Origin of the sequence: Microbacterium sp. T2.11-28, assembly GCF_950097975.1 — a bacterium.
Taxonomy (GTDB): domain Bacteria; phylum Actinomycetota; class Actinomycetes; order Actinomycetales; family Microbacteriaceae; genus Microbacterium.
Genome location: NZ_CATNHF010000012.1, coordinates 122316 through 140188 on the forward strand (window position 1 = coordinate 122316; position 17873 = coordinate 140188).

At 68.3% G+C, this 17873-nt stretch carries 18 protein-coding genes; 9 read left to right on the plus strand and 9 right to left on the minus strand.

What is annotated here, in order from left to right:
* The first annotated feature begins 124 nt into the window (after positions 1–124).
* Positions 125–1111 (plus strand): thioredoxin-disulfide reductase, encoded by a 987-nt coding sequence (gene trxB / locus QQZ13_RS07630; RefSeq protein ID WP_284528428.1) that lies wholly within the window; start codon positions 125–127, stop codon positions 1109–1111.
* Between the two features lie 82 nt (positions 1112–1193).
* Positions 1194–1517, plus strand: a complete 324-nt coding sequence (trxA, locus tag QQZ13_RS07635) for a thioredoxin (protein WP_284528429.1) — start codon at positions 1194–1196, stop codon at positions 1515–1517.
* Positions 1518–1606: 89 nt separating this feature from the next.
* Here the strand turns inward: trxA and QQZ13_RS07640 are convergent, their stop codons facing one another.
* From QQZ13_RS07640 to rpmH, 9 genes are all read right to left on the minus strand, one after another.
* Entirely contained in the window at positions 1607–1948 is a 342-nt protein-coding gene (locus tag QQZ13_RS07640; protein WP_284528430.1) for a tryptophan synthase subunit alpha, read from the minus strand.
* A 62-nt stretch (positions 1949–2010) separates the two neighbouring features.
* Complete coding sequence (locus QQZ13_RS07645; RefSeq protein ID WP_284528431.1) at positions 2011–2961, minus strand: ParB/RepB/Spo0J family partition protein; 951 nt, start codon at positions 2959–2961, stop codon at positions 2011–2013.
* Positions 2961–3893: a ParA family protein gene (locus QQZ13_RS07650; protein WP_284528432.1), complete on the minus strand. Its 933-nt coding sequence runs from the start codon at positions 3891–3893 to the stop codon at positions 2961–2963. Before QQZ13_RS07650 ends, QQZ13_RS07645 begins: the two co-directional genes overlap by 1 nt.
* Positions 3894–4064: 171 nt before the next feature.
* The gene (gene rsmG / locus QQZ13_RS07655; protein ID WP_284528433.1) at positions 4065–4694 is read right to left on the minus strand and encodes a 16S rRNA (guanine(527)-N(7))-methyltransferase RsmG; all 630 of its coding nucleotides are present in this window, start codon (positions 4692–4694) and stop codon (positions 4065–4067) included.
* A 19-nt stretch (positions 4695–4713) separates the two neighbouring features.
* Positions 4714–5205: a R3H domain-containing nucleic acid-binding protein gene (locus QQZ13_RS07660; RefSeq protein WP_284528434.1), complete on the minus strand. Its 492-nt coding sequence runs from the start codon at positions 5203–5205 to the stop codon at positions 4714–4716.
* A gap of 20 nt (positions 5206–5225) precedes the next feature.
* Positions 5226–6443: a membrane protein insertase YidC gene (gene yidC / locus QQZ13_RS07665; RefSeq protein WP_284528808.1), complete on the minus strand. Its 1218-nt coding sequence runs from the start codon at positions 6441–6443 to the stop codon at positions 5226–5228.
* A gap of 6 nt (positions 6444–6449) precedes the next feature.
* On the minus strand, positions 6450–6791 hold the full coding sequence (gene yidD, locus QQZ13_RS07670; protein WP_284528809.1) for a membrane protein insertion efficiency factor YidD: 342 nt from the start codon (positions 6789–6791) through the stop codon (positions 6450–6452).
* 11 nt (positions 6792–6802) lie between these two features.
* Positions 6803–7141 carry a ribonuclease P protein component gene (gene rnpA / locus QQZ13_RS07675; protein WP_284528435.1) on the minus strand — a complete coding sequence of 113 codons (339 nt, stop codon included), beginning with the start codon at positions 7139–7141 and terminating at the stop codon, positions 6803–6805.
* 12 nt (positions 7142–7153) lie between these two features.
* Positions 7154–7291 (minus strand): 50S ribosomal protein L34, encoded by a 138-nt coding sequence (gene rpmH / locus QQZ13_RS07680; RefSeq protein WP_005054680.1) that lies wholly within the window; start codon positions 7289–7291, stop codon positions 7154–7156.
* A 357-nt stretch (positions 7292–7648) separates the two neighbouring features.
* Here rpmH and dnaA point away from each other — a divergent pair, with 357 nt between their 5' ends.
* The 7 genes from dnaA to QQZ13_RS07715 all read left to right on the plus strand — a co-directional run bounded on the left by dnaA (position 7649) and on the right by QQZ13_RS07715 (position 17795).
* Positions 7649–9067 carry a chromosomal replication initiator protein DnaA gene (gene dnaA, locus QQZ13_RS07685; protein WP_284528436.1) on the plus strand — a complete coding sequence of 473 codons (1419 nt, stop codon included), beginning with the start codon at positions 7649–7651 and terminating at the stop codon, positions 9065–9067.
* Between the two features lie 453 nt (positions 9068–9520).
* Positions 9521–10669, plus strand: coding sequence for a DNA polymerase III subunit beta (gene dnaN, locus QQZ13_RS07690; RefSeq protein ID WP_284528437.1), 1149 nt, complete (start codon positions 9521–9523; stop codon positions 10667–10669).
* Positions 10670–10759: 90 nt separating this feature from the next.
* A complete protein-coding gene (recF, locus tag QQZ13_RS07695) occupies positions 10760–11944 on the plus strand; it encodes a DNA replication/repair protein RecF (protein ID WP_284528438.1) in 1185 nt (394 codons plus the stop codon).
* Positions 11937–12431, plus strand: coding sequence for a DUF721 domain-containing protein (locus QQZ13_RS07700; RefSeq protein ID WP_284528439.1), 495 nt, complete (start codon positions 11937–11939; stop codon positions 12429–12431). The genes recF and QQZ13_RS07700 overlap by 8 nt, the downstream gene beginning before the upstream one ends.
* Positions 12432–12553: 122 nt before the next feature.
* A complete protein-coding gene (gene gyrB / locus QQZ13_RS07705) occupies positions 12554–14596 on the plus strand; it encodes a DNA topoisomerase (ATP-hydrolyzing) subunit B (protein WP_284528440.1) in 2043 nt (680 codons plus the stop codon).
* A gap of 191 nt (positions 14597–14787) precedes the next feature.
* On the plus strand, positions 14788–17394 hold the full coding sequence (gene gyrA, locus QQZ13_RS07710) for a DNA gyrase subunit A (RefSeq protein ID WP_284528441.1): 2607 nt from the start codon (positions 14788–14790) through the stop codon (positions 17392–17394).
* On the plus strand, positions 17391–17795 hold the full coding sequence (locus QQZ13_RS07715) for a DUF3566 domain-containing protein (RefSeq protein ID WP_284528442.1): 405 nt from the start codon (positions 17391–17393) through the stop codon (positions 17793–17795). The genes gyrA and QQZ13_RS07715 overlap by 4 nt, the downstream gene beginning before the upstream one ends.
* Positions 17796–17873 lie beyond the last annotated feature (78 nt).

The following is a 17873-nucleotide window of genomic DNA, read 5'->3' on the forward strand; positions in this document are numbered from 1 at the left end:
GCGTCGAGCCGCCTGAGACAGCCCTGAGACACCCCTGCGAGAGCCCGCGTGCGGGAATGCCGCGCGGCTACCATGGGTTGAATGTGCCGGGGCCGGAGAGCCCCGCAGACGAAGGGACATCGACGTGCGGCAGGTCATCATCATCGGATCGGGACCGGCGGGCTACACCGCGGCGATCTACGCTGCGCGGGCCAACCTCGAGCCCCTCCTCATCGCGAGCTCCGTCGAGGCCGGCGGCGAGCTCATGAACACGACCGAGGTCGAGAACTTCCCCGGGTTCCCCGAGGGCATCATGGGCCCGGAGCTCATGACGAAGATGCAGGAGCAGGCGGAGCGCTTCGGCACCGAGGTGCTCTACGACGACGTCACCGCCGTCGACTTCTCGGGCCGCGTCAAGAAGGTCACCCTCGGCTCCGGCGCCACCCACGAGGCCGACGCGATCGTCTACGCGACCGGATCGGCGCCCCGCAAGATCGGCATCGAGGGCGAATCGCGCCTGTCCGGCCACGGCGTCTCCTACTGCGCGACCTGCGACGGGTTCTTCTTCCGTGAGCGCACGATCGCCGTCGTCGGCGGCGGCGACTCCGCCATGGAGGAGGCGACGTTCCTCACGAAGTTCGCGACGAAGGTCTACGTGATCCACCGTCGCGACGAGCTGCGCGCGTCGAAGATCATGCAGGAGCGCGCCTTCGCGAACGAGAAGATCGAGTTCGTGTGGAACAGCGCGGTCGTCGACGTGCTCGGCGAGGACTCGGTGACCGGTGTGGTCCTCGAGGACACCGTCGACGGATCGCGCCGCGAGCTCGCCCTCGACGGCATCTTCGTCGCCATCGGCAACGACCCGCGCACGCACCTCGTGCACGGCACGCTCGACCTCACCGAGCACGGCACGATCTGGGTCGACGGCCGCTCGTCGCGCACCTCGGTGCCCGGCGTCTTCGCCGCCGGCGACGTGATCGACCCCACCTACCGCCAGGCGGTCACCGCCGCCGGCAGCGGAACGGTGGCGGCGCTCGACGTCGAGCACTACCTCGCCTCCCTCGCCGACGCCGGTGCTCCGGCCGTGGACGAGGCGCAGATCGACGGCCTCCCCGAGGCCGACGCGGCCTGACGCGGGCGGTCGCAGACCCACGGAACAAAACGCGACCCCGCCGCGTTCCACCCCACGACAGCTTCCTAAGGAGACATGGATTATGAGCGCCAAGGCCACCAACGAGAGCACCTGGCAGCAGGACGTCATCGACGCCGAAGGCCCCATCCTGGTGGACTTCTGGGCGGAGTGGTGCGGTCCCTGTCGCATGGTCGGACCCATCCTCGACGAGATCCAGGCGGAGAACGGCGACAAGATCACCGTCCTCAAGCTGAACGTCGACGAGAACCCGAACCTCGCGATGAAGTACCAGATCACCTCGATCCCCGCGATGAAGGTGTTCCACAAGGGTGAGGTCGAGAAGACGATCATCGGTGCGAAGCCGAAGTTCGCGCTCGAGCAGGACCTCGCCGCCTACCTCGGCTGAGAAACGTCAGGAGCCCCGGTCAGATAGTTGTTCTGACCGGGGTTTTCCTTTGCCCGCGCGGGGCGTGGGGAGTGCGGCCGGACGGTTCGTCAGGAGGCTTCGGCGCGCACCGAGGCATCCCAGGTGCGGTGCGGCTCGCTTCCCAGCAGGCGCCAGACGGCGCGCGTCAGCGGCGGGTACTCGATGGCGATCTGACGGAGCACGCGGTAGTTGCGCGCGGCGGTCGGGCGGACGCCGCCGTCGGATGCGATGTTCTCGGCGCGGAGCGTGAGGACGACCAGCTCGTCGACCGTGGGAAGGTCCTCCATGAACTCCCACGGGTCCTCGCCGTCGCGCAGACGCTCCTCGATCAGCACCGACAGCTCGTCGCCCGCTTCGGCGCGCAGCAGTTCGAGGCTGGCGCGTCGGGGAACGTGGGGCTGATCGGTCACCTATCCAGGGTACGACCGGTCGGCGACGTCGGCGTCGATCTCCGGCGATCGGGTGCCCCCGATCAGTGCGTCCCGTACTCGGTCTCGCCGAGCTCGGCGAGGATGCGGTTGAGATCCTGGATCGTGGCGAAATCAATGTTGATCTGGCCTTTTTTCGCGTTCAGCGTGATCTTCACCTTGGTGTTCAGGCGATCACCCAGGCGCTCGGCGACGTCGTCGAGGTGGGCGCGTCGCGCACCTGCCTTGGGTGCGACGCGGCGTGCCCCGGCCTCGGGAGCCTTCGATGCCGCCTCCGCGGCCCGGACCGACAGATCCTCGTTGACGATCTTGTCGGCGAGGCGCTGCATGGCCTCTGCGTCCTCGAGCGAGAGGATCGCCCGCGCGTGTCCCGCGCTGAGGACGCCCGCGGCCACCCGCTGCTGGACCGGCACCGGCAGCTTCAGCAGGCGGATCGTGTTGCTGATCTGCGGCCGCGACCTGCCGATCCGGCCCGCGAGCTCCTCCTGCGTGATGCCGAAGTCGTCGAGCAGCTGCTGATAGGCGGACGCCTCTTCCAGCGGGTTCAGCTGCGACCGGTGGAGGTTCTCGAGCAGCGCGTCGCGCAGGAGGTTCTCATCCGAGGTGTCGCGGACGATGGCGGGGATGGCGGTGAGGCCGGCCTCGCGCGACGCGCGCGTGCGGCGCTCGCCCATGATGAGCTCGTACTTGCCGTCCTCGTTGGTGCGCACGACGACGGGCTGGAGCACGCCGAACTCGCGCACGCTGTGGACGAGCTCGGCCAGGTCGTCGGCGTCGAAGTGGGTGCGCGGCTGGCGGGGATTGGGGACGATCTCGTTCGGATCGATCTCGATGAGCCGCGTCCCGGGGATCGCCAGCAGCTCGGCCGTGTCGCCGTCCTCGGCGGTCGCCGCGGGCGCGCCGGGGAAGAACACGTCGACGGGACGCGCCTCACCGGACTCCGCTGTGGGGATGAGTGCGCCGATTCCGCGGCCGAGGCCGGTTCGCTTCGCCATCAGGATGCTCCTTCGTCGGGGTGCTGGTGTCCGCGCCGTGCGATCTCGACGGCGGCCTCACGGTAGGCGACCGCGCCGGCCGACGCTCCGTCGTAGGCGATCACGGTCTGGCCGAAGCTCGGCGCCTCCGAGACGCGCACCGAGCGAGGGATGACGGTCTGGAGCACCTCCTTCGGGAAGTGCGAGCGGACCTCGTCCGCCACCTGCTGGGCGAGACGGGTGCGCCCGTCGTACATCGTCAGCAGGATCGTCGACAGGTGCAGACGCGGATTGAGGTGCTTCTGGATCATCCGCACACTGCCCAGCAGCTGGCTGAGGCCCTCCAGCGCGTAGTACTCGCACTGGATCGGGATCATGAGCTCGTCCGCGGCCGTGAACGCGTTGATCGTGAGGAGGCCGAGCGACGGCGGGCAGTCGACGATCACGAAGTGAGGCGGCTCCTCGCTCGCGGCGAGGTAGTCCTCGAGCGCGGTGCGGAGGCGGTGCTCCCGCGCGACCTGCGAGACGAGCTCGATCTCTGCGCCCGCCAGGTGGATCGTCGACGGCGCGCACATCAGTCGATCCGACTCCGGGCTCGTCTGCACGATGTCGGCGAGGGGGAACTCGTCGATCAGCACGTCGTAGACGCTCGGGATGTCCGCTGTGTGCGGCACACCGAGCGCGGTGGACGCGTTGCCCTGGGGATCGAGGTCGACCACGAGCACGCGGGCGCCCAGGCTCGCCAGTGCCGAGGCAATGTTGACGGTCGTGGTCGTCTTGCCGACCCCGCCCTTCTGGTTCGACACCGTGATCACGCGGGTGGGGCCGGTGAAGTCGACCCGCACGCCCTCCAGGACCTTTCGGCGCGACGTGAGGTCGGCCAGCTCCCGTGCAATGGGGCTGTCATCGAAAGAGAAGGGTGCGGAGGGTGTCGTGCTCTCCGATTCCGCCACCTGCATCTCCTGTCTTTCGGGACGATTCCACTGTAGTCGAGGCCACCCCCAGCCCCGACCGCGGCCGGGTGCGTCCGCGATGTTTCACGTGAAACGCCGCACGAAGGGGCGGCTGGGCGAGTGCGACACTCGCTGCTCGATGTTTCACGTGAAACATCAACGCGATAGAGGTCAGCGCACGGTGGCGCGGATGACGCGCGTCGGCTCGTCGATCACGCCCTCGCCGACGGGTTCGACGCGCACGTCGCTCAGTCGGTGCTTGCGGATCACCTTCTCCGCCGCGGCGATCTCGTTGGCGGCGTTGGCGCCCTTGAGCAGGATGAGCTCGCCTCCGGAGCGCACGAGCGGCGCAGCGATCGGGACGAGTGTCCGGAGGGCGCTCACCGCGCGTGCCGTCACCGCATCGAGCACCGGCCCCTCCTTCCAGTCCTCGCCACGCGCGCGAAGGACCTCGACGTTCGTGAGTCCGAGGGCGGCGACCTGCTCATCCAGCCAGGCCACGCGACGCTCCATGGGCTCGATGAGCACCCAGCGCACGTCGGGTCGCGCGATGGCCAGCACCAGGCCGGGGAGTCCGGCACCGGATCCCAGGTCTCCGACACGGCCACCGACGGGGAAGAGCGGAGCCGCCACCGCGCTGTTCAGCACATGACGCGTCCACAGCCGCGGCGGTTCGAGTGGGCCGATGAGCCCCCGCTCCTCACCGTGCGCTGCGAGCGCGGCGGTGAAGGCGCGGGCCTGCTCGAGATGGTCTCCGAAGACGGTGGTCGCCGCCGCGGGCTCGGGTTCGACGTCGATCATCGATGTTTCACGTGAAACATCAGCCACGGCGGATGACAGTGTGACGGTCGGCGCCCTCGCCGTACGACTCGGACACGAAGCCGCCGCGCTCGGCCACCACATCGTGCACGAGCTTGCGCTCGTAGCTCGACATCGCCGGCAGCGACGCCTGGGAGGCGCCGTCCTCGATGCGCTCGATCGCGCGGTCGACCAGCTTCTCCAGCTGCTGCTGGCGCGCGTCACGCGAGCCGCCGATATCCAGGATGAGTCGCGAGAAGCGACCGGTCTTGGTCTGCACCGCGATCCGCACGAGCTCCTGGAGCGCCTGCACCGTGTCGGGGGAGGAGAGCAGGCGCAGGGAGGCCGCGTCGTCGTTCTCGACGGTGACATAGGCACGGCCGGCGCGCACGTCGAGGGCGAGGTCGCCGTCGATGTCCGCGATGTCCAGCAGCGCCTCCAGGTAGTCGGCGGCGACGTCGCCTTCCTCCTCCAGCTGCGCGACGGTGACGGTGGTCTCGGGAGAGGTGGTCATGGGGATCCTCGGTGACTCGATCAGGACTTGTTGTCGGGGTTTCCGGGCTTGCCCGGTGCGTCGGGCCCGTCGGTGGGCTTCTCGGGCTTGTTGCCCGGCTTGCTCTCGGGCTTGTTCTGCTGCTTGTTCTCGGGCTTGCTGCCGGGCTTGTTCTCGGGCTTGTTCGGCTGGCCCTGCTTCTTGGCGCGCTGCTTGCCCATGGGCTGCTGACGCTTGGGGGCCTGCTGCTTGGCGCGCTGCGCCTCTTCATACAGACGCTGCTGCTCGGCCTGGTACTTCTCGAGGGGCACGATGCGGCCCTGTGCATCGACCGCCTTGCCCTTGCGCGCCAGTCGCTCCTCGCGCGCCTTGGCGGCTTCGGAGCCCGGGGTGGGCAGATTGCGGATGACCAGGAACTGCTGCACCATCGTCCAGATGTTGCTCGTGAACCAGTAGAGGACCACGCCGAGCGGGAAGAAGACGCCCGAGAAGATGAAGGCGAGCGGCAGGACGTAGAGCATGATGCGCTGCATCTGGTACGCCTGGCCGGTCTTGGCCTCGGGGGAGAGGTTCTTCGAGATGATCTGCAGCTGCGTGATGAACTGCGAGACGATCATCAGCACGACCAGGATCACCAGGATGATCACCGTCGCGTTCTGACCCAGGCCGATGGCCTCGATCATGTTGGTGTGGAGCGGTGCGACACCGAACAGCTGGGCGTCGTAGAACTGCTTGGTGAGGTCGGCGTTGAGCAGCCCGACGCCGCCCACACCCCACTCGGCGTGCCGCTTGACGTCCGAGAGCGTGTAGAACATGCCCAGCAGGATGGGCATCTGGACCAGCAGCGGAAGACAGCTCGAGACCGGCGTGGTGCCGTGCTTCTTGTAGAGCGCCATCGTCTCGCGGCTCATGGCCTCACGCGAGAGCTGATCCTTCTTGCCGCGGTACTTCTCCTGGACTTTCCGCAGTTCAGGAGCGATTTCCATCATCTTGCGCTGGCTCTTGATCTGACGCACGAACAGCGGGATCAGCGCCGAGCGGACCACGATCACCAGGCCGATGATCGACAGCACCCACGTGAGACCGGCGTCGGCCGGCAGTCCGAGCGAGGTGAACACCCAGTGCCAGAACACGAGGATCGTCTCGACGATCCACTTGAACGGCCACATGATGGCGCTGAAGAAGTCGAGACCCTCCGCCGGGGGCGGGGTCGTCGGGGTCGGCACGGCCGGCGTCGGGGTCGCGGCGAAGAGATCCAGCAAGGATCAGTCCTTTCTCGGGTGCACGACGAAGCCGTGCGGAGTGAGGCGGTGTCGGAAGTGCTCGTGCGGCGGCACGTCGTCGATGCCGCCCTTCGCCCAGGGGTGGCAGCGGGCGAGGCGGGCGGCGGTGAGCGCGGCGCCCTTCAGCGCACCGTGCTGCTGGACGGCGCCGACGGCGTAGGCCGAGCACGACGGATAGTACTTGCAGACGTCTCCGTACAGATGGGAGATCGTGGCGCGATAGCCGTGGAGCGCGGCGAGCACGAGGTTGCGCGGGATCAGCCCGACGGACGCGAGCGGATCGGAGGCGGAGAGGGTGCCGTCGCCGAGTGCGTACGACGGCAGTGTCGACGTGCTCACGCGGCCGCTTTCCGGCTGAGGCAGCGGGCGACCTCGTCGCGCAGCTGCGGGAACTCCGCCGACGCCGACGCGGGCAGCGCGCGGATGACGACGTCGGATCCGGGACGCACTGCAGGGAGCGCCTGTGCGCAGACGGCCTTCAGCCGCCGGCGCACAGTGTTGCGGGTGACGGCGGATCCCACCTGCTTGCTGACGATGAATCCGAAGCGGGCCGGGCGGTCCTCACCGGATGCCACCACGTAGGTCACGGTCAGCGCACCGGCACAGCGGGCACCCCCACGGACGACGGCCTTGTACTCCGCCCCGCGGGTGATGCGGTTCCCGCGCGCCAGCAACGGTATGTCGGATCAGGCCGAGAGCTCGGTGCGCCCCTTGGCGCGGCGAGCGGAGAGGATGCTGCGGCCGGCGCGCGTGCGCATGCGGGCGCGGAAGCCGTGCTTCTTGGCACGACGGCGGTTGTTGGGCTGGAACGTACGCTTGCTCATGAGGATCACTCCGGATCGGCGGTCACCGGAAAGCTGGAGGCCGGAGACACATGTACACGGGACTGCCCAAGACGGGCATAAGTCAACCGACTAAGGGTACGTCGAGTCGCGCGCGAACTCAAACCGGCACCGCGCGCGCGGCACATTATCCACCGACTTCACAGCCCGCCTGGCGAGGACACGCGGGGCGGAACTACAGTGGATTTGGCCACTCGGAGCCGCGTGACTAGCGTGGCACGGGCCACTTATCCACAGGCACCTATCCACAGGCGCGAGCGCGCGAGACGACGTCCGTCCGGCTGCACCGCATCCGCGCCTCCGCTCACACACGGCCCAGCCACGACGACACGGGGAGTCATGACACACCACGAACCGCCCGACGTCCCGGTCTGGTCCGCGGTCCTCGATGTGCTGCGCGTCGACGAGCGCGTGACGCCGCAGCTGCAGGGGTTCCTCAACCTCGCCGTCGCGCAGGGCGTGATGGGCGGCACGCTGTACCTCGACGTGCCCAACGACCTGACGGCGGCGCAGCTCAACAAGCGGCTCCGCACACCGATCATGGAGGCGCTCTCCCACGTCGACGCCGAGCCCGGCGCATCGACCTTCCGCGTCGTCGTGAACCCCGAGCTCGCCGACGCGCACCTCACCGCGCCCGTCCCGGTGCAGGCCGCCACGAACTCGACGCCGGTGAGCCGGCCTCCGCTGGAGGACTACCCCGAGCCGGCGCTGCCGCCCTCGCGCAACGACACGCGGCTGAACCCCAAGTACACGTTCGACAACTTCGTCATCGGACAGTCCAACCGGTTCGCGCACGCGGCGGCGGTCGCCGTCGCCGAAGCGCCGGCCAAGGCCTACAACCCGCTCTTCATCTACGGCGATTCCGGACTCGGCAAGACGCACCTGCTCCACGCCATCGGCGACTACGCGCTCAGCCTCTACACCGGCATCCGCGTGCGCTACGTGTCGAGCGAGGAGTTCACGAACGACTTCATCAACTCCATCGCCAACAACCGCGGATCCGCGTTCCAGGCGCGCTACCGCGACGTCGACATCCTCCTCATCGACGACATCCAGTTCCTGCAGGGCCGCGCCGAGACGCAGGAGGCGTTCTTCCACACCTTCAACACCCTGCACGACCACGACAAGCAGGTCGTGATCACCAGCGACGTGCCGCCGCGCCACCTCACCGGCTTCGAGGACCGCATGCGCAGCCGGTTCGAATGGGGCCTCATCACCGACGTCCAGGCGCCCGACCTCGAGACCCGCATCGCGATCCTCCGCAAGAAGGCCCAGTCCGAGCGCCTGCTCGTGCCCGACGAGGTGCTCGAGTACATCGCGACCAAGGTCTCCTCGAACATCCGCGAGCTCGAGGGCGCCCTCATCCGGGTCTCGGCCTTCGCGAACCTCAACCGCTCCACCCTCGACATCTCGCTCGCGCAGACCGTGCTCCGCGACATCGTCGACCAGGACGACGCGAACGTCATCTCCCCGACCGACATCATCACCGCCACCGCGCAGTACTTCCGGCTGTCGGTCGACGATCTGTACGGCTCGAGCCGCTCGCAGTCGGTGGCCACCGCCCGCCAGATCGCCATGTACCTGTGCCGCGAGCGCACGAATCTGTCGCTGCCGAAGATCGGCCAGCTGTTCGGCAATCGCGACCACACCACCGTGATGTACGCGTACAAGAAGATCAGCGAGCTCATGAAGGAGCGCCGCTCGATCTACAACCAGGTCTCCGAGATCACGACGCAGCTCGGCCGCGTCGGCCGCTGACGCGCCCCGCCGCTCCCGCAGAGGCGCTCATGCCGCCGCCGGCACGCGTATTCCGTGATCGGCGCTTGACATCCGCGCTGCCGACGCTCCATCATTCGCGTTCTACACAGTGTGGACAGCCTGTGGATAACTTCGCGTCGAGGTCGGATGATTGTGAGCGGATCCGGCTGTCCTGTGGATGAGCGCCGTCGGTCCCGGGTCGGCGCGATCCCACTCCCCACGCGGATTCCGCAGCTCGCCCACAACTTACACGCGTGTGGTTCCCGCGTGCCGACAGGCATCGGCCGACTTATCCACAGTTTCCACAGCTGTTAACACCATGACAGAGAACTATCTCTATGAAGCCGATCCGATCACCTCGAGGGCGGCGGCCTGTGAGCGGGCGCCTCTTCCGAATCACACGGGTCGGGGCACTAGCATGGGAGAGCCCTACTCGACCCCAAGGGAGCCCCAGTGAAGTTCCACGTGAATCGCGATGTGTTCAGCGAGGCCGTGTCGTTCGTTGTGAAGCTCCTGCCGCAGCGCAATCCCCAGCCCATCCTGGCCGGTGTGCTGATCGAGGCATCCGAGTCCGGTCTGTCCCTCGCGGCGTTCGACTACGAGGCGTCGGCGCGCACGACGATCGAGGCCACCGTCGACGAGCCGGGCACGATCCTCGTCCACGGCCGTCTGCTCTCCGAGATCGCGAGCCGGCTCCCGAACGCACCGATCCAGATCGAGCAGGACGACGAGAACGGCATCGTGCTCACCTGCGGGTCGGCCCGCTTCACCCTCGCTTCCATGCCGGTGCAGGAGTACCCCGCCATCCCCGAGGTCTCCGGCGAGGCCGGCCTCGTCCCGGCCGAGGACTTCGCCACCGCGATCGCACAGGTCGCCTTCGCCGCGTCCCGCGACGACGTCACCCCGGTGCTCACCGGTGTGCAGCTCGAGGTGGCGGGCAACGAGCTCAGCCTCGTGGCGACCGACCGCTATCGCGTGGCCCTGCGGCAGATCCCCTGGGATGCCGGCACCACCACCACCTCCGGCGACGAGGCCACCGCCGCACTCGTCCCCGCGCGCACGCTGACCGAGGTCGGCAAGACCTTCGCGCACTCGGGCGACATCCAGGTCGCGTTCTCCGGCTCGGGCGACCGCGAGATCATCGCCTTCACCGCCGGCAACAAGACGGTGACCTCGCTGCTGATCAAGGGCAACTTCCCGCCGGTGCGGCGCCTGTTCCCCGAGCAGACCGATCACTACGCGGTCGTCAACACGGCCGACCTGATCGAGGCGGTCCGCCGCGTCTCCCTCGTGCTCGACCGCTCCGCTCCGCTGCGGTTCACATTCACCGACGAGGGCGTCTCGATGGACGCGTCCGGCACCGAGCAGGCCCGCGCGACCGAGTCGGTCGACGCGACGCTCACCGGCGAGGACGTCACCCTCGGCCTGAACCCGCAGTACCTGCTCGAGGCCCTCGGCGCCGTGAAGAGCGAGTTCGCCCGGGTGACCTTCACCTCCAGCGAGAACGCGAACAAGCTCAGCCCGGTGCTGATCACGCCCCAGACGTCCGGTACCCCCGAGAGCTTCAAATACCTCCTGCAGCCGAACCTGCTGCTGCGCTGACCTTCGGCGTTTCGTCTCGCTGCGCTCGCTCAACGACCGCCGGGCGCGCGGACTCGCGGCGACGTCGGTCACGAGAACTAGGCTGACGGGGTGATCGTGGAGCAGCTCAGTCTCGTCGACTTCCGCAACTATGCGGCCGCCGACGTGACCCTCCACCCGGGCACGAACGTCTTCGTCGGCCGCAACGGCCAAGGCAAGACGAACCTCGCCGAGGCGATCGGGTACTTCGCCACCCTCGGCTCCCACCGGGTGTCGCAGGACGCTCCGATGGTGAGGCACGGCGCGGATGCCGCGATCGTGCGCACGCGGCTCGCCCACGGGGAGCGCACGGTGATCCTCGAAGCGCAGCTGAACCGCACGGGGTCCAACAAGGCCCGGGTGAACGGATCCGCGGTGAAGTCGGCCGAGCTGCCGCGGTACGCCCAGGTCGTGCTGTTCGCCCCCGAGGACCTGCAGATCGTGCGCGGCGACCCGTCCGCGCGCCGGCGCTTCGTCGATCAGCTGCTCATCCAGCGCGCTCCGCGCATGTCGGCCGTCCTGTCGGACTACGACCGCGTGCTCAAGCAGCGCACGGCGCTGCTGAAATCGGCACGCGCCCGCGGCATCCGCGGCGAGGAGCTGACGACCCTCGACGTGTGGGACGACAAGCTCGTCCAGCTGGGCACGCAGGTCATCCGCGCGCGCCTCGCCCTGGCCGACGATCTGGCCGTTCCGCTCTCCCGCGCCTACACGACCATCGCCGGCGCCGATCATCGGCCCGAGCTCGAGTGGGCTCTCACCGTCGACGGCGCACGATCCGACGACGACGACGAGAGCGAACGGGGCGGCGCCGACCCGGCTCCGGGCGTGCGCGGTCGCTCCACCGAGGAGGTGGAGGCACGGTTCCGCGCGATGCTCGCCGCGAAGCGCCCCGCCGAGCTGGAGCGCGGGGTCACGCTCGTCGGCCCGCACCGCGACGACCTCGTCCTGCGCGTGCGGGGCCTTCCCGTCAAGGGGTACGCGTCGCACGGCGAGTCGTGGTCGGTCGCCCTCTCGCTCCGCCTCGCCTCCGCCGAGCTCCTGCGCGAGCACTCGCTGCTGGGCGACCCGGTCCTGATCCTCGACGACGTGTTCGCCGAGCTCGACGCCGACCGTCGGTCGCGGCTGGCCGGGGTCGTCGCCGGATTCGAGCAGGTGATCGTGACCGCGGCGGTCGAGGCCGATGTGCCCGAGGCGCTCCGCGCCCGCACCGTCTATGTCGAGGCGGGGACCATCCGGGAGAGCGCCGATGCCTGAGGACGAGGTCGAACCGGTTCCCGAGACGATCTCCACCTATCTGCGCCTGCGCGGGCTGGAGCCGTCGCCGCGCGGCAAGCGCCGCCGGCGCCGGCGGGACGACGACGACGAGAACCAGCCGTTCACCGCCGGTCGCGATCCCAAGGGCCTCGGCGACGCGCTCGCCGACCTCACCCGGCAGTCCGGATGGAACTCGCAGCTGGCGCGCGAGGACCTGGTGCTGCAGTGGGAGCAGGTCGCCGGCGAGGAGACCGCCCGTCACGCGGCTCCGGTCGCACTCTCGGACGGTCTGCTCACCGTGCAGTGCGACTCGACGGCATGGGCGAAGAACCTCCAGCTCATGCGCGGCGCCATCGTCACCGAGCTCATGAGCAGGTTCCCGGATGCGGGTGTCGAGAACGTGCGTTTCATCGGTCCGGACGTCCCCTCCTGGAAATGGGGCCCCAGAGCCGTTCCAGGGCGCGGTCCTCGCGATACCTACGGATAATCCAGGTCCCGCGGCATCCGGAGGGATTTCAGCGCGCCACAGCGCCGTTCAGGCGCCGAAAAGCACGCCCGGACGGCTAGACTGGAGGGAGTGTGGAATCCGATCTGGAGTGTTCGAAACCTATGACGTCCGATAACCCCGACACCGTTCCCGAGGTCGACCCCCAGCAGCCGACTGAGCGGGTGCAGAACGAGTACGGGGCCGATGCCATCCAGGTGCTCGAAGGCCTCGAGGCGGTGCGCAAGCGGCCCGGCATGTACATCGGCTCGACCGGTGAGCGCGGCCTGCACCACCTCGTCTACGAGATCGTCGACAACGCCGTCGACGAGGCGCTCGCCGGCTACTGCGACACGATCCACGTCACGATCCTCGAGGACGGCGGCCTGCGGGTGGTCGACAACGGCCGAGGGATCCCCGTCGACCCGCACTCGTCCGACCCGACCAAGTCGACCGTCGAGGTCGTCCTGACCGTCCTGCACGCCGGAGGCAAGTTCGGCGGTGGCGGCTACGCGGTCTCCGGCGGTCTCCACGGCGTCGGCTCCTCGGTGGTGAACGCGCTCTCGACGAGGTTCGAGGTCGAGATCCGCCGCCAGGGGCACGTGTGGCGGCAGTCCTTCTCCGGCGGCGGCAAGCCGGATGGACCGCTCGCGAAGGGCGAGGAGACCGACGAGACCGGCACCATCGTCACGTTCTGGCCCGACGACTCCATCTTCGAGACGGTCCACTTCGACTACGACACGCTCCGCACCCGCTTCCAGCAGACCGCGTTCCTCAACAAGGGGCTGCGGATCACGCTGAGCGACGAGCGCCCCGACTCCGCGTACATCGTCGACGGCCCCGACGGCACCGCCATCTCGACGCAGCCCCACGACGACTTCCTCTACGAGCGCGGTCTCGTCGACTACGTGGAGTACCTCAACAAAGTGCGCAAGGCCGAGGTCGTCAACGAGGAGATCATCGAGATCGAGTCGGAGGACACCGTCCGCCACATCTCGCTCGAGCTCGCGATGCAGTGGACGACCAGCTACACCGAGAACGTCTTCACCTTCGCCAACACGATCAACACCCACGAGGGCGGCACCCACGAAGAGGGCTTCCGCGCGGCGCTGACGACGAAGATCAACAGCTACGCGCGCGAGAAGGGCATCCTCAAGGAGAAGGACGACAACCTCACGGGCGACGACATCCGCGAGGGCCTGACCGCGGTCATCTCGGTGAAGCTGTCCGAACCGCAGTTCGAGGGGCAGACGAAGACCAAGCTCGGCAACACCGAGGCGAAGGCGTTCGTGCAGAAGATCGTCGGCGACCAGCTGACCGACTGGCTCGACCGCAACCCCGCCCAGGCAAAGCGCGTCATCACGAAGGCGCTCGACGCGGCGACCGCCCGACTGGCGGCCCGCAAGGCCCGCGAGACCGCCCGGCGCAAGAGCGTGTTCGAGTCGGCGTCCATGCCCGACAAGCTCAAGGACTGCACGAGCAAGGACCCGTCGATCAGCGAGATCTTCCTCGTCGAGGGCGACTCGGCCGGCGGCTCGGCCGTGCGCGGTCGCGACCCCGAGACCCAGGCGATCCTGTCGCTGCGCGGCAAGGTCCTCAACGTCGAGAAGGCGCGGCTGGACCGCGCGCTCGGCAACAACGAGATCCAGGCCATCATCTCGGCCTTCGGCACCGGCATCGGCGAGGACTTCAACGTCGAGAAGGCGCGGTACCACAAGATCGTGCTCATGGCCGATGCCGACGTCGACGGTCAGCACATCACGACGCTGCTGCTGACGCTGCTGTTCCGCTACATGCGCGGGCTGATCGAGGCTGGCTTCGTGTACCTCGCGATGCCGCCCCTGTACCGGCTGAAGTGGTCGAACCACGAGCACGAGTACGTCTTCAGCGACCGGGAGCGCGATGCGCTGCTGGCCGACGGCCTGGCCAACGGCAAGCGCATGCCGAAGGACTCGGGCATCCAGCGCTACAAGGGTCTGGGCGAGATGAACCCGAAGGAGCTGTGGGAGACGACGATGGACCACAACACCCGGACGCTGCGCCAGGTGACCATCGACGACGCCGCGGCCGCCGACGAGATCTTCTCCGTCCTGATGGGCGAGGACGTCGAGTCGCGCCGCAGCTTCATCCAGCGCAACGCGAAAGACGTCCGCTTCCTGGACATCTGACCACCACTATCCACCTCCCGCTGCGCAGCGGCCGGGACGACGAAGACGAAGAGAAGGGCGGAGGGATGCGTGCTTCAGGACAATCGGGGTGCCGCGAAGCGGCGGGGCCCCCGCTCTTGTCCTGAAGCACGCATCCCGTAGCCCTGGCCCCCCTCCCGGAGCCCGCCCGAGCATGACGAAGACGAGAAGACATGACTGACGAAGTACGCCCCGACCCGACGGCCGCTCACAACCACGGCAACATCGACCAGGTCGACCTCCAGGTCGAGATGCAGCGCAGCTATCTCGACTACGCGATGAGCGTCATCGTCGGACGCGCCCTCCCCGATGTCCGCGACGGCCTGAAGCCGGTTCACCGCCGCGTGATCTACGGCATGTACGACGGGGGCTACCGTCCCGACAAGAGCTTCAACAAGTGCGCCCGCGTCGTCGGCGAGGTGATGGGTCAGTACCACCCGCACGGCGACGGCGCGATCTACGACGCGCTCGTCCGGCTGGTCCAGCCGTGGTCGCTGCGCTATCCGCTCGCCGACGGCCAGGGCAACTTCGGCTCGCCCGGCAATCAGGGTGCGGCCGCCCCGCGGTACACCGAGACCAAGATGGCCCAGCTCGCCATGGAGATGGTCCGCGACATCGACGAGGAGACCGTCGACTTCGAGGACAACTACGACGGCAAGACGCAGGAGCCGACGGTCCTCCCGGCCCGCTTCCCGAACCTGCTGGTCAACGGCTCGGTCGGCATCGCGGTCGGCATGGCGACCAACATCCCGCCGCACAACCTCCGCGAGGTCGCCGACGGCGCGCTGTGGGCGCTCGAGAACCCCGACGCCTCGCGCGAGGAGCTGCTCGAGGCGCTGATGTCGCGCATCCAGGGCCCGGACTTCCCGACCGGCGCCCAGATCCTCGGCACCAAGGGCATCCGCGAGGCCCAGCGCACCGGCCGCGGGTCCATCACGATGCGCGCGGTCGTCAACGTCGAGGAGATCCACGGTCGCACGTGCCTCGTGATCACCGAGCTGCCGTACCAGGTGAACCCCGACAACGTCGCGATCAAGATCCGCGACCTCGCCCGCGACGGCAAGATCACGGGCATCGCCGACATCCGCGACGAGACGAGCGACCGGACCGGCCAGCGCCTGGTCATCGTGCTCAAGCGCGATGCGGTCGCGAAGGTCGTGCTGAACAACCTGTACAAGCACACGCAGCTGCAGGAGAACTTCGGCGCGAACATGCTGGCGATCGTCGACGGCGTGCCCCGCACCCTCGCGCTCGACGGCTTCATCTCTTACTGGATCGAGCACCAGGTCGAGGTCATCGTCCGCCGCACGGCCTACCGGCTGCGCAAGGCCGAGGAGCGGATGCACATCCTCCGCGGCTACCTCAAGGCGCTCGACGCGCTCGACGACGTCATCGCGCTGATCCGCCGTTCGCCCACCGTCGACGAGGCCCGCGAGGGTCTGAAGACGCTGCTGGAGATCGACGACGCGCAGGCCGACGCGATCCTCTCGATGCAGCTGCGCCGCCTGGCAGCCCTCGAGCGGCAGAAGATCATCGACGAGGCGGCCGAGCTCGAGCTCCAGATCGCCGACTACAACGACATCCTCGCCACCCCCGCCCGTCAGCGCGAGATCATCCGCGACGAGCTCACCGGCATCGTCGACAAGTTCGGCGACGAGCGCCGCACCCACATCCTGCACGGGTTCGACGGCGACATGTCGATGGAGGACCTCATCCCCGAGGAGGAGATGGTCCTCACCGTCACCCGCGACGGCTACATCAAGCGCACGCGCAGCGACAACTACCGCTCGCAGCATCGCGGCGGCAAGGGCGTGAAGGGCGCCCAGCTGCGCGCCGACGACATCGTCGAGCACTTCTTCGTCACGACCACGCACCACTGGCTCCTCTTCTTCACGACGAAGGGCCGCGTCTACCGCACGAAGGCTTACGAGGTTCCCGAGGCCGGGCGCGATGCGAAGGGTCAGCACGTCGCGAACCTCCTCGCGCTGCAGCCCGGCGAGGAGATCGCGCAGATCCTCGACATCCGCGACTACAGCGTCGCGACCTACCTGGTGCTCGCCACCCGCGACGGCAAGATCAAGAAGACGGCGCTCTCCGACTACGACACCAACCGCCAGGGCGGGATCATCGCGATCCGCCTGCGCGGGCAGGAGGAGGAGGACGGCGACGAGGTCGTCAGCGCGCTCCTCGTCGACGAGACCGACGACATCCTGCTGATCTCCCGTCAGGGCATGTCCCTCCGCTTCACCGCGACCGACGACTCGCTGCGTCCGATGGGACGATCGACCGAGGGCGTCAAGGCGATGACCTTCCGCGAGGGCGACAGCCTGCTCTCCGCGTCGGTCGCCGGCGACGACGGATTCGTCTTCGTCGTCACCCAGGGCGGCTACGCCAAGCGCACCTCCGTGGACCAGTACCGCGTGCAGGGCCGCGGCGGCCTCGGCATCAAGGTCGCCAAGCTGAACGAGGATCGCGGCGATCTCGCGGGCGGTCTGATCGTCGGCGAGGACGACGAGGTCTTGGTGGTTCTTGCCAGCGGCAAGGTGGTACGCTCTGCCGTGGCCGAGGTCCCTGCCAAGGGACGCGACACCATGGGCGTCGTGTTCGCCCGCCCCGATGACGACGATCGCATTCTCGCGATCGCGCGCAACGGGGAGCGTGGACTGACCGAGGCCGCTGCCGATGCCGCCGGAACCGAGCCGGTCGCGGAGTCCTCCGAAGGGCCCGCTGCGCCGGAGGACGCGGCCCCCCAGACCCCCGAAGAAAGTCCTGAAGCATGAGCACAGTAGCTGACAAGCTCGCGAAGAAGTCGTCGAGCAAGACCAGCGCCAAGCAGGTCCGCCTCCGCTTGGTCTACATCGACTTCTGGTCGGCCGTGAAGCTGTCGTTCCTGGCGGCCGTCGCCCTCGCGGTGGTGACCCTCATCTCCGTGCTGCTGGTGTTCCTCGTGCTGCAGACCACGAGTGTGCTCACCCAGCTCGAGGAGCTGCTCCTGGCCTTCACCGGCAACGAGTTCCGGCTCACCGATGTGGTGAACCTGCCGCAGGTGATGGCGTTCGCCGCGATCGTCGCGATCCTGAACCTCATCGTCGTCACCGTCCTCGGCGCGGTCGTCGCCGGGATCTACAATCTGATGGTCAAGGTGACCGGCGGCCTGCTCGTCGGCTTCACCTCGAACTGACGGCAGCGTCCCGGATTTCGGATTACCTCGCGATTCGGGTAAAGTCTTGGAGGTTGACGGCGCTGGCGCCGGTCTCCA

Excerpts from the sequence above, each read along its gene's own strand:
- gyrA (WP_284528441.1), top strand. The coding sequence starts at position 14,788 with ATGACTGACGAAGTACGCCCCGACCCGACGGCCGCTCACAACCACGGC.
- trxA (WP_284528429.1), top strand. The coding sequence starts at position 1,194 with ATGAGCGCCAAGGCCACCAACGAGAGCACCTGGCAGCAGGACGTCATC.
- gyrB (WP_284528440.1), top strand. The coding sequence starts at position 12,554 with ATGACGTCCGATAACCCCGACACCGTTCCCGAGGTCGACCCCCAGCAG.
- QQZ13_RS07645 (WP_284528431.1), bottom strand. The coding sequence starts at position 2,961 with ATGGCGAAGCGAACCGGCCTCGGCCGCGGAATCGGCGCACTCATCCCC.
- QQZ13_RS07700 (WP_284528439.1), top strand. The coding sequence starts at position 11,937 with ATGCCTGAGGACGAGGTCGAACCGGTTCCCGAGACGATCTCCACCTAT.
- rsmG (WP_284528433.1), bottom strand. The coding sequence starts at position 4,694 with ATGATCGACGTCGAACCCGAGCCCGCGGCGGCGACCACCGTCTTCGGA.
- QQZ13_RS07715 (WP_284528442.1), top strand. The coding sequence starts at position 17,391 with ATGAGCACAGTAGCTGACAAGCTCGCGAAGAAGTCGTCGAGCAAGACC.
- dnaA (WP_284528436.1), top strand. The coding sequence starts at position 7,649 with ATGACACACCACGAACCGCCCGACGTCCCGGTCTGGTCCGCGGTCCTC.
- rpmH (WP_005054680.1), bottom strand. The coding sequence starts at position 7,291 with ATGAGCAAGCGTACGTTCCAGCCCAACAACCGCCGTCGTGCCAAGAAG.
- QQZ13_RS07660 (WP_284528434.1), bottom strand. The coding sequence starts at position 5,205 with ATGACCACCTCTCCCGAGACCACCGTCACCGTCGCGCAGCTGGAGGAG.